The following is a 13,608-nucleotide window of genomic DNA, read 5'->3' as shown; positions in this document are numbered from 1 at the left end:
CTGGACCGTTGCTCCCGTTGCCCAGCCGTCAAAATCGCGTGCTGCGCGTGACCGACCAGCGAGCTGCCAAGGCACCCAGGATGCCGGTGCCCACGATGGCAACGGCCAGGATCGGCAGCCCTGGCAAGCGCAGGGAAAAATCCGCGCCATAGCTACGGGCCAGCCCAAGCAGGGCATTGTTCAGCGGCGTCAGGGCAGCGGCCGCGGCGGCGATGGCAATCAACGCAGCCAGTACGCCGGATAGTGCGCCCAGATACAAGAACGGGCGACGAACGAAGGACTCGGTGGCGCCCACCAGACGCGCGACGGCGATTTCCTCTCGCTGCAGCATGGCTTGCATGCGCACAGTATTGAAGACTGCCGCCAGCACGACTGCCGCGACGCACGCGGCCAGGAATATCAGGCCCACGCGGGCAAAGCGCAAGATGGCTTCCAGCCGTTGTACCCAGTCGCTGTCGAGTTGCACCAGGTCGACGTGCTCCCATTTTTGCCAGGTTTCGGCGAGTTGACCCGCGCGTTGCGCGAGATGTTCGCCCTCGGTCAGCGTGGCGACCACCGCGTCGGGCAAGGGATTGTTGGGTAAAACCGCCAGCGCTTGATCCCAGGTGGGGTCATTGCGCAACTGTGCCAGGGCCTCATCGCGGGGGACAACGCGCACGGCTTGTACCTGTGCCGCGTGATCATCACGGATGCGCTGTGCAATGGCGTCAGCGGTGCCTGCAGGGGCGGTCGTGGCCAGGTATACCGTGACCTCGGGGGTGACCGATAGCTGGCGAGCGACCGGTTGTGCCGACACGAGTATCGCCGCGCCGAGCAACGGCAGTGCCAGGGCCAACGCCATGACCAGCAGGTTGGCCAGCGACGAAAAGGGTTGCGCCGCCAAGCGACGCAGGGTCACCATGAGCGCATAGCGATGCAATCGCAGCCAGGATTTCATGCGTGGGCTCCCGTATCGAAGAACTTGCCGGGTTCCAATCGCAGGGTGCGTGTGGCGTACTGGGCCATCAGCTCTTGATCATGAGAGGCGATCAGGGTGGTTACGCCCACCCGGTTAAAGTCGCGAAATACATTCAAAATGCGCCGTGCCGTCTCGTGATCCAGGTTGGCGGTGGGCTCATCCGCAATCAAAATCGCGGGGCGGTTCACGATCGCGCGCGCGATCGCCAGGCGTTGTTGTTCCCCGCCGGAGAGCTCGATCGGGTTCATGTCTTCTTTACCGGCCAGGCCGACTTTGTCCAGGGCGGCGCGTGCGCGGGCACTGGCCGAGGCGCGGGCTTGGCCGGTGACCGCCAATGGCAGCATGACATTCTGCAAGGCGCTGCGATCAAACAGCAGATGGGTGTCTTGTAAGATCACGCCCACTGCGCGACGCAGATAGGGGCGCGCACGTGCCGAAAGCTTGTCCAGGCGCTGGCCATTGACCTGGATGGAGCCGCGGCTGGCGGGCTCCAGCCCACCGATCAGCTTGAGCAACGTGGACTTGCCCGCGCCTGAAGCGCCCGACACAAAAAGGAATTCGCCGGCGGTCACGCGAAAGTTGATGTCGGCCAGAATATTGCGGCCGCGCCCGTACGATTTGAAAACGTGCTGGAATTCGATCATGGCGGCAAAAAAGGGTGAAGCTGCAATAGTACCGCGCGTACTATGCGAGGTTGTGGGCTCCGTTGCATATTTTTTCTGTCCCTATTTTTTGCTTAAGTTGTCGAGGGATTTCCCCCATGTCCCCGAATATCCCGAGCCGCTACCATGCCGGCGATGCTTGATTTGCCGAGCCCACGACGCACCCAGGCATTCCCTTACAGGAGATCCATAACATGAAAGCACTGAAATTAGCCGCGGTGGCTGCTGCACTGTTTGCTGCATCAGCGACCGCCAATGCAGGCGCCACGTTCGACAACGTCAAGAAGAAGGGTTTTGTCCAGTGTGGCGTGTCGACGGGGATCCCCGGATTCTCGATGGCCGACAGCAAGGGCCAATGGCAAGGTATCGACATCAACATGTGCCGCGCCATCGCAGCCACCATGTTCAATGATGCCAGCAAGTTCAAAGTCACGCCGCTGAACACTCAGCAACGCTTTACGGCGCTGCAGTCCGGTGAAGTCGACGTGTTGACCCGTAATACCACCCAGACGCTAACGCGTGACACCACGCTGGGGTTGATCGGCGCTGGCGTCAACTATTACGACAGCCAAGGCATCATGGTATCCAAGGAGCTGGGCGTTAAAAGCGCCAAAGAACTGGACGGCGCCACCGTGTGCGTTCAGCCCGGCACCACCACCGAGCTCAACCTGGCCGACTGGTTTCGCGGCCAAAAGATCGAATTCAAGCCTGTCGTGATCGATAAGTACGATGAAATCATCCGTGCTTTCTCGGCAGGTCGTTGCGATGCTTTCACGACTGACAAATCGCAATTGGCCTCGAGCCGCACCACGCTCGAAAATCCCGACAACTTCATCATCTTGCCGGAAGATTTCTCCAAAGAGCCGCTGGGCCCCATGGTTCGCCAGGGCGATGAGCAATGGTTCAACATTGTTCGCTGGTCGCTGAACGCGATGCTCGAAGCCGAAGAGTATGGCATCACGTCCAAGAATGTCGACGAAATGACCAAGAGCCCCAACCCCAACATCCAGCGCATTCTGGGTGTGACGCCGGGCATGGGCAAGAACCTGGGCGTGGACGACAAGTGGGCCTACACCATCATCAAGCAAGTTGGTAACTACGGCGAAAGCTTCGAAGCCACTTTGGGCAAGGACAGCCCGATGAAGCTTGAGCGCGGCTTGAACGCGTCGTACAAGGACGGCGGTCTGATGTACGGTTGGCCGGTGCGCTAAGCATCGCTGCCGGGCAAGGCGGGTGTGCCCGTCTTGCCCTGTGCCCGCGCGAGACGGGCGGCAGGAGTAAGGTGGCCCACATTTCACCAGGCCATTCCTGTTTTGACTTCTGTAGAAGCTTTTGATGACGACAAACAACCCACAAAGTCCAGTGGCAGCGCCCAAGCGCCGTCTCAGCTGGAACGACCCGGGCGTGCGCGCCGTGGTCTATCAGGTTGTCGCGCTAGCCCTGGTTGCCCTGGGCGTGTGGTTCCTGGTGTCAAACACGCTGCATAACTTGCAGGTTCGTAATATCTCTACAGGTTTTGGTTTTCTCGACCGCGAGGCCGGCTTTGCGATCGGTGAGACCTCCATTGCCTATTCGCCCGCCGATACTTATGGCCGCGCCATTTGGGTGGGCCTGGTCAATACGCTGCGTGCCGCGGTGCTGGGTATTATCCTGGCGACGATACTCGGCACCATGATCGGCGTTGGGCGACTGTCCAAAAATTGGCTGGTCGCCAAAGTCTGCTCGTTCTATGTCGAGGTGATGCGTAACGTACCGCTGCTGTTGCAGCTGTTTTTTTGGTACGCACTCATTACCGAAAACATGCCCGGCCCGCGTCAGGCCTACAACCCGCTGCCCGGGGTCTTCGTTTCCAATCGCGGTCTGAAAATACCCGCCCTGGAAGGCAACTCCATGGACTGGATCCTGGGGGGAGTGGCGCTGGCGATTGTCGGCATCATCGTGTTGGCGCATTGGGGCAAAAAGCGCCAGGAAGCCACCGGCCAGATTTTCCCCTTGGGGCGTTATGCAATAGGGCTGTTCATCGCGCTTCCTATTCTGGGCTGGCTCGTGAGCGGCGCGTCACTGGCATTGAGCATGCCCGAACTGAAGGGCTTTAACTTCAGTGGCGGCCTGACGCTGTCTCCGGAGTTCGCGGCTTTGCTGGCCGGCTTGGTGATCTACACCGCGGCCTTTATTGCCGAGGTCGTGCGCTCGGGCATCCAGGCGGTCAATCAGGGCCAATGGGAGGCCGCTGGTTCCCTGGGTTTGAGCCGTGCCCGCGTGCTGCGCCTGGTGATCCTGCCTCAGGCGCTGCGCGTGATCATTCCCCCCATGACCAGTCAATACTTGAACTTGACCAAGAACAGTTCATTGGCGGTTGCGATCGGTTATCCCGACATTGTGTCGGTGGTCAACACGATGATGAACCAGACCGGGCAGGCCATTGAGGGCATCCTGATCATCATGGCGGCCTACCTGACCGTTAGCTTGTCGATCTCGATTTTCATGAACTGGTACAACAAGCGCATTGCGCTGGTGGAGCGTTGAGATGAGTACGACTACGCCTATCCCCAGCGAAGGTTTGCCGCCGCCACGTAGCGAAGTCGGTGTGTGGCATTGGTTGAAAGCGAGCCTGTTCTCGTCACCCGTGCACATCCTGGCCACCGTATTGGTTGCCTGGGTGTTGTTGATGGCCGTTCCCGCTATCGTCGACTGGGCTTTTTTGCAGGCTGACTTTACGTCGACGACGGCCCAGGAATGCCGCAAGGCGGCCGGCGCATGCTGGGCGTTTATCGTCGAGAAGCATCGCCTGATCCTGTTTGGCACATATCCCTATGATGAGCAATGGCGTCCGCTGATTGCCACGATCATTCTGATTGGGGTCATCGTGTGCAGCGGCATGCGCCGCTTCTGGAACCTGCGCCTGTTGTTGATCTGGGTAGTTGGCCTGACGTCCGTCGCGATCCTGATGTGGGGCGGCATGTTTGGCATGACCTACGTCGAAAACTCGCTGTGGGGCGGCCTGCCGCTGACGCTGATTCTGTCGACCTTCGGGATTGCCTTTGCTTTTCCAATCGGGGTGTTGCTGGCCCTGGGCCGGAAATCAAAAATGCCCGCCATCAAGGCATTGTGTGTCGTCTACATCGAGTTGATTCGCGGCGTGCCGCTCATCAGTCTGTTGTTCATGTCGTCGGTCATGCTGCCGCTGTTTTTGCCGGTCGGCTTCTCTATCGACAAGCTGTTGCGCGCGCAGATCGCCATCATCATGTTTGCGGCGGCCTACATCGCCGAGACCGTGCGGGGTGGTTTACAGGCAATTCCCAAAGGACAGTACGAGGGCGCGGATTCGCTGGGCCTGAACTACTGGCAGCAGATGCGCAAAATCATTCTGCCGCAGTCCTTGCGCATCGTGATCCCGCCTTTGGTCAGCATCTTCATCGCACTTTTCAAAGACACCTCGCTGGTGGTGATCATCGGTATTTTCGATCTGACGCTCGCGGCCAAGGCCGCGTTGTCGGACGCCGCGTGGCGCGGTTTCGGGATCGAAGCCTACGTGTTCATCTCACTCATTTATTTCGTGTTCTGCTTTTCAATGTCGAAATACAGTCAGCGGCTGGAAGGCCATCTGGCAGCCGGGCAGAAACGATAGTTGCCGGGCCCGAGCCCGCTATGAGCGGCTCGGGCAGGCGCACTTTTTGGGAGTACAGGCATGAGCGATGCCATCATCCGCATGCAGGACGTGAACAAGTGGTACGGTCAGTTTCACGTACTGCGCAACATTAATCTGGACGTCGCTCCGGGCGAACGCATTGTGGTGTGCGGTCCATCAGGGTCGGGCAAATCGACCATGATCCGCTGCATCAACCGCCTGGAAGAACACCAGCAAGGGCAGATCATTGTCGATGGCACCGAACTGACCAACGATCTGAAGCAGATCGAAACCATTCGCCGCGATGTGGGCATGGTGTTCCAGCACTTCAATTTGTTTCCGCACCTGACGGTGCTGGAAAACCTGACCCTGGGTCCCACTTGGGTGCTCAAGAAATCGCGCGCCGAGGCCGAAGCCGCCGCCATGAAGTACTTGGAGCGCGTGCGCATTCCGGAGCAGGCCAACAAATATCCCGGCCAGCTTTCCGGCGGCCAGCAACAGCGCGTGGCGATCGCGAGGTCTTTGTGCATGAGCCCCAAGATCATGCTGTTTGATGAGCCGACTTCCGCGCTGGATCCGGAAATGGTGAAAGAGGTGCTGGACGTGATGGTGACGCTGGCTCAGGAAAGCGGCATGACCATGCTGTGCGTGACCCATGAAATGGCGTTTGCCCGCAAAGTGGCTGATCGCGTGATCTTTATGGATCGCGGCGAGATCATCGAGCAAAACAGCCCGGATCAGTTCTTTGATAACCCTCAGAACGAACGTACGCAGCACTTCCTGAGCCAGATCCTGCACTAAAGGGCGGCTAGGGCTGCAACGGCTGGGCTGCCATAGGCAGCCCGGTTACCGTCCGATATACGTGAGCGGTGCCTTCCAGAAAGCGCTGCAGGCCGAACGATTCCAGGCTCTTAAGGCGGGCAGCCCGCCCCATTTCGCGCAAGTCGTAGGTGCCACGAGCGATGTCGCGCAGCAACTCAGCCAGCGTTTCGGGCCGGGCCGGGGGGATTACCCAGCCGTCGCGGCCTCGGTCAATGTTCTCGGGCAAACCGGCATAGTCAGTCACGATTACGGGTTTTGCCATGGCCATCATCTCGCGGCAGGCAAACGAGATCGTCTCCACCCGGGTAGACAAAACGAAGCCCACATCGATCGCGGCAATGAAAGCGCGGACATCCTTGAGCGAGCCAGCATAGGTGACGCGGTCTTTCACGCCTGACGCGTCGAGTTCGGCCTGCTGAGACTTGCTGAATGCTTCGCCAGCCAGTGCAATATGGAAGCGATCGGCGATTTCGGGGGGCAGCAGGGCGACGGCGCGCACGATGTCGAGCCAGCCCTTGTAAGAGGCGGTGCCTGCATTGCTGCCCAGCACGATACGGCCTTCGATGTGTTCGCCCAACAAGTTGCGGCGAGCAGCGGCGGCCTCGGTGTCATTAGTCGGGCTGAAGAACGTCGTGTCCACGCCATTGAAGACGGTGCTGATGGCGCATGCGGCATAAGGGCTGTTCTGCACGGACCGTTCGACGTGTTTGCATACCGCGATAACGTGGTCGGTGCCAAAACGGGCGCGTAATGTGGCGCTGACGCGCGAGATAGGAATATTGTTGTGCTTGGTGAAGACGATACGCGGCTTGTTTTTCATGAAGCGCGTTGCCATGATCACCAATCGATGGTCAGCTGATCCGTTGACGTGCACGACATCGAAACGTCCTGCTTTCAACAGGGCGCGCATTGTGCGCAAGGCGGCAGCAAGTTTGTATATCCGCGAAGGGTAGTCCTGCGCGTGTCGCGCGACGCCGGGAATCTGTCCGGCCAGCGCGTACAGCGCGCTTGAGGCAGGGGCTGCCACAGTGACGCGACATTGTCCTGATAAGCCAGCCGCCAGCCGCGATACATAAATGGTGTGCCCACCGGCGTCCGGACCCGCGTGAAAGTTGGTGTAGAGGATGTTCACTGATTGAAGCTAACGTAAACCTCGAACGTTACCTATCAATCCGCTGTCATTATTATTTTATAATGTAAAAATAAGCATCTTTGTTATGCTGTGCCGCCTGCAACGATGCCCGGATAAACAGCCTGTCCTATCACGCAAACGGGGCTGGGGTATGCTAGCGGCCGCACGCAAGTCCATACTGGAGACCAAAACAAATGCGTAACCCGCACTATCTCTCTGTTTCCTCTACCCGTCGCGCCTTGGTACGCGGCGTCGTGGCTCTGGCCGCGGCCTGGTCTTGTGTGGGGCCGGCTGTCGCACAAAGTATTGATTTCCCCAACAAGCCTCTGCGCTTTATCGTACCGTATCCTCCAGGCGGCCCGCTGGACACGACCGCCCGTTTCCTGGCCGAGAAAGTCCGCGTCTCGCTGGGTCAGCCCATCATTGTCGAAAATCGTGCCGGCGCCGGTGGCAACATCGGCGCTGATCTGGTGGCCAAGGCCGAGCCCGACGGTTATACCCTGGGTATGGGAGCTGTCGCGACGCAGGCCATCAATCCCTGGCTATTCTCGAATCTGCCCTTCGATCCGGTCAAGGACTTCGCGCCTGTCACCCTCGTCGCCTCCGTGCCCAACGTGTTGGTGATGAACGTCGACTTCGCCAAGACCAACAATATCAACTCGCTGGCCGACCTGATCGCCTACGCCAAGAAAAACCCGGATCGCCTGAATTACGGTTCGGGTGGCAACGGCAGCGCAGGCCACTTGGCAGGCGAACTCCTCAAGGCCCGCGCCAGCATCCAGGCTGTGCATGTTCCTTACCAGGGGGCATCCCCCGCACAACTGGCCCTGCTTGGCGGGCAGTCCGATTTCATGTTCGACAACCTGGCTGCCTCCGCGCCCATGATCAAGGACGGCAAAGTCAAAGCCATCGCCGTGACCACGCTGGAGCGTTCGTCCCTGTTGCCCGACGTCCCTACCATGGACGAGTCCGGGGTCAAGGGCTTTGACCTGGGGACCTGGTTCGGCATCATCACCACGGGCGGTACCCCGCCAGAGGTGGTGGCCAAGCTGAACAAGGCCTACAGCGATGCGTTGCGCGATCCGGAGGTCCGTAAACGCCTGTTGGCCATGGGCTCCGAAGCCGAGCCGATGACGGCCGAAGCCTTCGCCGAATTCGCGAAAAAAGAAAAAGAGAAGTACCAGGAAATCGTCAAACTATCGGGCGCCAGCCTGAACTAAACACGTTCAGCGGCTGGGGCGACCTCAGCCGCTGAACGAGGCCGGCGCAGCGGGCCCGTCGATTCAGGCGTCGTCCGGTTGTGCCCAGCCTTTGGCGTGCTCTACCGCCTGGCGCCATCGCGCCAACCTTGCCGTACGTTGATCGGTACTCCATTGGGGTTCAAAGCGGCGTTCGGCTGCCCATTGGCTGGCGAACTCATCCTGTCCGGACCAAAAGCCGACGGCCAATCCCGCCAGTCCTGCGGCCCCGCGGGCCGTGGATTCCGATACACGCGGACGCACGACTGCCACCCCTAGCAAGTCCGCCTGCATTTGCATCAGCAGATCATTGCGTGCCGCGCCGCCATCGACGCGCAGCTCTGACAGTTCGATACCGCTGTCGGCTTTCATGCAGGTCATCAGTTCGGCGCTTTGCAGGGCAATGGCCTCCAGTGTGGCGCGCGCGATGTGGGCGCGTGTCGTGCCGCGCGTGAGCCCGACGAGCGTACCGCGTGCGTAGGGATCCCAGTCGGGAGCCCCCAGGCCGGCAAAGGCAGGCACCAGAAAGATATCTTCGGTATCCGGTACGCTCGCCGCCAGCGCCTCGACTTGGTCGGAGCGCTGAATAATGCCTAGCCCGTCACGGAGCCACTGCACTGCGGCGCCCGCCATGAAGACACCGCCTTCCAGCATGTAGGTGGGCTGCCCGGCTGCGATGGGTTGACCGGTGCGCGCCCCGGTCGATGGCAGGCTCCAGCCGATGGTGGATAACAGGTTGTTATGCGATGCCACGGGCTGGTTGCCGACGTTCATGAGCATGAAGCAGCCCGTGCCATAGGTGTTCTTGGCCATGCCGGGCTCGAAGCAGGCCTGGCCAAAGGTAGCGGCCTGCTGATCGCCCGCAACGCCCGCAATGGGGATCGGCCCGCCAAACCACTCGGGTAGGGTACGGCCGATCTCGGCGCTGCTGGGCGCCACCGAGGGCAGGACGCTGCGCGGGATGTTGAGCAGCGCCAGGATCTCGTCGCTCCAGTCCTGGGTGTGGATGTCGAACAGCAGTGTGCGCGACGCATTGCTGGGGTCGGTGCTGTGTACGGCGCCACCCGTCAGGTGCCAGACCAACCAAGTGTCTATGGTGCCAAACGCCAGCTCGCCGCGTTCCGCGGCCGCGCGTGCGCCCGGGACGTTGTCCAACAGCCAGGCCAATTTGGTGCCGGAGAAATACGCATCCAGCACCAGCCCCGTGCGCGCTTGCAACAGGCGGTCGTGGCCCTGCGCCCGCAATTCGTCGCAGAACGGTGCGGTGCGGCGATCTTGCCAGACAAGCGCACGGGCCAGGGGGCGTCCCGTGGCGCGATCCCAGATGACGGTAGTTTCGCGCTGGTTCGTGATGCCGATCGCAGCGATGTCGGCCGCCGTGGCGCCGGCATTGCGCAGCGCGATGCGAGCGACCTCCAGCTGGCTTTGCCAGATATCGTTGGCGTCATGTTCGACCCAGCCGGGCTGCGGATAGTGCTGCTGAAACTCCCGTTGCCCGACGCCACGTGCCATGCCCTGGCGATCGAACACAATGGCGCGTGAACTGGTGGTGCCCTGGTCCAGGGCCAGAATGAACGCGTTTTTCATAATGATTGGACCTCGGCGTAAGCGGGTTGGCGTGCGGCTACGACTGCTGCAACTGGGCGCCGGCGGCCGGTGGCAGTCGCCGAAAAGAAAACGTCGAGGCCGCGCAAAGCAGGCCAATGACGGTAAAGGCGATCATGATATCGCTGCTGGCGATACGTGCGGCATCGCGTGCGGCCATGCTCAGATTGATCGTCACCGCCGCCACGCCGACCCCCAGGCTGATACCCAGTTGCTGGGCCATGGCCGAGAAACTGCTGGCGCGGCTCATGCGTTCGGGGGTCATATCGGCAAAGGTCAACGTGTTGACGGCGGTAAATTGCAGCGAGCGAAAAAAACCGCCGGCCAGCAAAATGGCGATCATCACCCACGCCGGCGTGGCGGGTGTAAAGGCCACGCAAGCGACAATGAACGCGCCGGTCAGGAGGGCGTTGACGGTCAGGACGCGCCGAAAGCCAAAATGCTGCACGATGGGCGTGGCGACGAATTTCATCAGCAGCGCTCCGGCGGCGCTCGCAAAGGTAATCAGGCCGGCGGCAAACGGCGTCATATTGAAGGCTACCTGTAGCTGCAGCGCCAGCAGGAACGGCATGGCGCCTACCGCGAAACGGCAGAGGTTGCCGCCCAGCACCGAAATCGCGAACGTGGGCTCGCGCATCAGCGTCAGATCCAGGATGGGGTGCTCGGCACGCTTGGCATGCCACACATAGAGTGCGCCGCACAGCAATCCCACGACAGCCAGGCCGATCACGACCGGTGGCGAGACCAGGCTGTGCCCCAGCGCCTCAAACGCGCTGACCAGGGTGGCCAGACACACGGCGCTCAAGATAAAGCCCGGCCAGTCCAATCGGGGCGTCGAGGCCTCGCGGATTTCGGGGACGTAGCGAGTCACCAGCCAAATGCCGATGACCCCGATAGGGATATTGATCAGGAAAATCCAGTGCCAGGACATGTAGGTGACCATGAACCCCCCGACTGGCGGGCCGATGACCGGCCCCAGCAGAGCGGGAATGGACAGAAACGACATGGCCTTGAGCAGGTCTTGTTTAGGTACCACGCGTAGCAAAATGATGCGGCCCACCGGCACCATCATGGCGCCGGCCATGCCCTGCGCAATGCGTGCCAACACGAGGTGCGTAACGGTTGCTGCCGCGGCACAGGCGATGGAACTGAGGGTGAACAGTGCAATGGCTGCCATGAAGACGCGTCGCGCGCCGTACCGGTCGGCCGCCCAGCCGCTGATTGGCACAAAAACCGCCACCGCCAGCAAATAGGACGTGATCGCCACATTCAGCCGCACGGGTGTCGAGTTCAGCGCCTGCGCCATGGCGGGCAATGCCGTGGCGACGACCGTGGAGTCGAGCATCTGCATAAACAGTGCGCATCCCACGATGAAGGGGATCATTCGGGCTGCGCGGGCAGTGTCCGGCGCAGAGGAGGGAGGCGAGGTGGTACTAGTGGATTCGGGCGGCATGTCGACAGAGGGCGGAGGGGCCTCCTGATTGTAACGCCCGGGGATGTGCCGGGCTGAAGTAAACTTGCCGTATCCGCAACCTGTTGACCCTAATGTCATGGCCAAGAACTACGAATCTGAAATCACCCGCTTCCTCAAGGCCTACAAGGCGTCGCATCCCGATACCGAGGAACGTCAGCTTGAGGGGCGTGCCCGCCTCTGGGACCAACCGCAAAACCCCGAACTCCTCGAAGGTTTCCGTGCTGCCCGCGTGCCGCAAAAGCCCTACGTGTACCAGGCCGACTGATCGTCAGTCGACCGCGACACGTCACGCACCCATATGCCTTCGAAACCACCCGTTTCCGGCGACGCCATGGCTGCTCTGGTGGAACCCCAGATAGACAGCACGCCCGACGTCGTCGATAGCGTGGCGTTCGCGCGCCTGTATGGCGAGCCGCTGTTTCAGCTGCCGACCGATCTGTATATCCCGCCCGATGCGCTGGAGATTTTTCTCGAGACGTTCGAGGGGCCGCTCGATCTGCTGCTGTATCTGATCCGCAAGCAAAACTTCAACGTGCTCGATATCCCAATGGCGGATGTCACGCGTCAGTACTTGTCGTACGTCGATCAGATTCGGCTGCACAACCTCGAGCTGGCCGCCGAGTATCTGTTGATGGCAGCCATGCTGATCGAGATCAAGTCGCGCATGCTGCTGCCGGTCAAGAAATCCGACACGGGCGAAGAAGCCGAAGACCCGCGTGCCGAACTGGTGCGCCGCCTGCTCGAGTACGAGCAAATGAAGCTTGCTGCACAAAAGCTCGACGCGTTGCCGCAACTGGGCCGCGATTTCAGCCGCGCCCAGGCCGTCGCGGATATCAGTTTTGAGCGCATGGAGCCCGATGTCAGCGTCGACGACTTGCGTGCCGCATGGGCCGATATTCTCAAGCGCGCCAAGCTCAACCAGCACCACCACATCACTCGCGAGCAGCTTTCCGTTCGCGATCACATGACGCACATTCTGCGACGTCTGAACGATGTGCGATTCATGGAGTTCGGCGAGCTGTTCATGGAGCGCATCCTCGAGGGCGCACCCGTGGCGGTCGTGGTGGTGCATTTCATCGCCATGCTCGAACTCGCCCGCGAGTCGCTCCTGGAAATCACCCAGGCCGAGCCCTACGCCCCCATTTACGTGCGCTTGGCTTATACCAGTGTTGCTGCTGCAGCCTGAGCGCGCGGCCTCTCTTGTTTTCGGAGATCCTCTTTGAAAGTCGTTCACACGATTGAAGAACTGCGTGATCAGTTGCGTGGTCAGAACCGCGTGTCGTTTGTGCCCACGATGGGCAATTTGCACGAAGGGCATTTGTCCTTGATGAAAATGGCTCGCCAGCATGGCGATCCGGTCGTTGCCAGCATTTTTGTGAATCGCCTACAGTTCGGCCCGAACGAGGATTTCAACCGTTATCCGCGCACCCTGCCGGACGACATCGCCAAGCTCGAGCGTGAGCGCGATGTATACGTGCTGTTTGCGCCGGACGAGCGCGAGATGTATCCCGAACCGCAAAGCTATCGCGTGCAGCCCCCCGACGATTTGGGTGACATCCTCGAGGGTGAATTCCGCCCAGGCTTTTTTGGCGGTGTCAGTACCGTCGTGTTAAAGCTGTTGTCGTGCGTACAGCCGCGCGTGGCGGTGTTTGGCAAAAAGGATTATCAACAACTCATGGTTGTGCGTCAGATGTGCCGGCAATTTCAACTGCCCGTCGATATCCTGGCGCACGAAACGGTACGGGCCGAGGACGGTCTGGCGTTGTCATCGCGTAATCGCTTTTTGTCTCCCGAAGACCGTGCCGAGGCGCCAGCGCTTTACGCGGCGTTGCAGTCCATCAAGCAGCGTGTGGCCGCCGGCGAGCAGGACTTGGCGACCATCGAGGGTGACGCCACCCAGGCGCTTGATGCGCGCGGTTGGCAGGTCGACTATCTGGCGGTGCGCCGCCAGCGCGATCTGCTGCGCCCCGAGGCCGCCGAGATCGCCGCGGGCGAACCCCTGGTGGTGCTGGCCGCGGCCAAGCTGGGCGCGACGCGCTTGATCGACAATCTGGAGCTCTGACTGGCGCGCTAGGCATCGGACGGGTCG

General features: G+C 60.8%; 13 protein-coding genes. 8 read left to right on the top strand and 5 right to left on the bottom strand.

The genetic code is table 11. From position 1 onward, the window contains the following. Window positions 1–28 precede the first annotated feature (28 nt). Window positions 29–937 carry a cell division protein FtsX gene (locus ACNAZS_RS20150; RefSeq protein WP_415792280.1) on the bottom strand — a complete coding sequence of 303 codons (909 nt, stop codon included), beginning with the start codon at window positions 935–937 and terminating at the stop codon, window positions 29–31. Next, window positions 934–1,602, bottom strand: a complete 669-nt coding sequence (locus tag ACNAZS_RS20145; RefSeq protein WP_415792279.1) for a cell division ATP-binding protein FtsE — start codon at window positions 1,600–1,602, stop codon at window positions 934–936. The genes ACNAZS_RS20150 and ACNAZS_RS20145 overlap by 4 nt, the downstream gene beginning before the upstream one ends. A gap of 212 nt (window positions 1,603–1,814) precedes the next feature. Between ACNAZS_RS20145 and ACNAZS_RS20140 the strand changes: the two genes are divergently transcribed. The 4 genes from ACNAZS_RS20140 to ACNAZS_RS20125 all read left to right on the top strand — a co-directional run bounded on the left by ACNAZS_RS20140 (window position 1,815) and on the right by ACNAZS_RS20125 (window position 6,049). Continuing rightward, on the top strand, window positions 1,815–2,831 hold the full coding sequence (locus ACNAZS_RS20140) for an amino acid ABC transporter substrate-binding protein (protein WP_415792278.1): 1,017 nt from the start codon (window positions 1,815–1,817) through the stop codon (window positions 2,829–2,831). Between the two features lie 124 nt (window positions 2,832–2,955). Then, entirely contained in the window at window positions 2,956–4,146 is a 1,191-nt protein-coding gene (locus ACNAZS_RS20135) for an amino acid ABC transporter permease (RefSeq protein ID WP_415792277.1), read from the top strand. Window position 4,147: 1 nt separating this feature from the next. Next, window positions 4,148–5,248 carry an amino acid ABC transporter permease gene (locus ACNAZS_RS20130; protein WP_415792276.1) on the top strand — a complete coding sequence of 367 codons (1,101 nt, stop codon included), beginning with the start codon at window positions 4,148–4,150 and terminating at the stop codon, window positions 5,246–5,248. A 60-nt stretch (window positions 5,249–5,308) separates the two neighbouring features. Further along, complete coding sequence (locus ACNAZS_RS20125; protein WP_415792275.1) at window positions 5,309–6,049, top strand: amino acid ABC transporter ATP-binding protein; 741 nt, start codon at window positions 5,309–5,311, stop codon at window positions 6,047–6,049. A gap of 7 nt (window positions 6,050–6,056) precedes the next feature. Here the strand turns inward: ACNAZS_RS20125 and ACNAZS_RS20120 are convergent, their stop codons facing one another. Continuing rightward, the gene (locus ACNAZS_RS20120; RefSeq protein ID WP_415792274.1) at window positions 6,057–7,202 is read right to left on the bottom strand and encodes a glycosyltransferase family 4 protein; all 1,146 of its coding nucleotides are present in this window, start codon (window positions 7,200–7,202) and stop codon (window positions 6,057–6,059) included. Between the two features lie 194 nt (window positions 7,203–7,396). Here ACNAZS_RS20120 and ACNAZS_RS20115 point away from each other — a divergent pair, with 194 nt between their 5' ends. Beyond that, window positions 7,397–8,422, top strand: a complete 1,026-nt coding sequence (locus ACNAZS_RS20115) for a Bug family tripartite tricarboxylate transporter substrate binding protein (RefSeq protein WP_415792273.1) — start codon at window positions 7,397–7,399, stop codon at window positions 8,420–8,422. Window positions 8,423–8,485: 63 nt separating this feature from the next. Here the strand turns inward: ACNAZS_RS20115 and glpK are convergent, their stop codons facing one another. Together glpK and ACNAZS_RS20105 are read right to left on the bottom strand one after the other, a co-directional pair. Next, window positions 8,486–10,030 carry a glycerol kinase GlpK gene (glpK, locus tag ACNAZS_RS20110; RefSeq protein ID WP_415792308.1) on the bottom strand — a complete coding sequence of 515 codons (1,545 nt, stop codon included), beginning with the start codon at window positions 10,028–10,030 and terminating at the stop codon, window positions 8,486–8,488. A 34-nt stretch (window positions 10,031–10,064) separates the two neighbouring features. Beyond that, window positions 10,065–11,429 (bottom strand): DHA2 family efflux MFS transporter permease subunit, encoded by a 1,365-nt coding sequence (locus tag ACNAZS_RS20105; protein WP_415792272.1) that lies wholly within the window; start codon window positions 11,427–11,429, stop codon window positions 10,065–10,067. A gap of 166 nt (window positions 11,430–11,595) precedes the next feature. Here ACNAZS_RS20105 and ACNAZS_RS20100 point away from each other — a divergent pair, with 166 nt between their 5' ends. The 3 genes from ACNAZS_RS20100 to panC are packed head-to-tail and all read left to right on the top strand — an operon-like array spanning window position 11,596 to window position 13,581. After that, complete coding sequence (locus tag ACNAZS_RS20100; RefSeq protein ID WP_415792271.1) at window positions 11,596–11,784, top strand: DUF3460 family protein; 189 nt, start codon at window positions 11,596–11,598, stop codon at window positions 11,782–11,784. Window positions 11,785–11,817: 33 nt separating this feature from the next. After that, window positions 11,818–12,705: a segregation and condensation protein A gene (locus ACNAZS_RS20095; protein WP_415792270.1), complete on the top strand. Its 888-nt coding sequence runs from the start codon at window positions 11,818–11,820 to the stop codon at window positions 12,703–12,705. 33 nt (window positions 12,706–12,738) lie between these two features. Then, window positions 12,739–13,581, top strand: a complete 843-nt coding sequence (panC, locus tag ACNAZS_RS20090; protein ID WP_415792269.1) for a pantoate--beta-alanine ligase — start codon at window positions 12,739–12,741, stop codon at window positions 13,579–13,581. Window positions 13,582–13,608 lie beyond the last annotated feature (27 nt).

The sequence above is a fragment of the Bordetella tumulicola genome (assembly GCF_965138755.1).
GTDB classification, from domain to species: Bacteria; Pseudomonadota; Gammaproteobacteria; order Burkholderiales; family Burkholderiaceae_B; genus Bordetella_A; species Bordetella_A tumulicola.
This window is presented reverse-complemented; position numbering and strand designations above follow the sequence as displayed.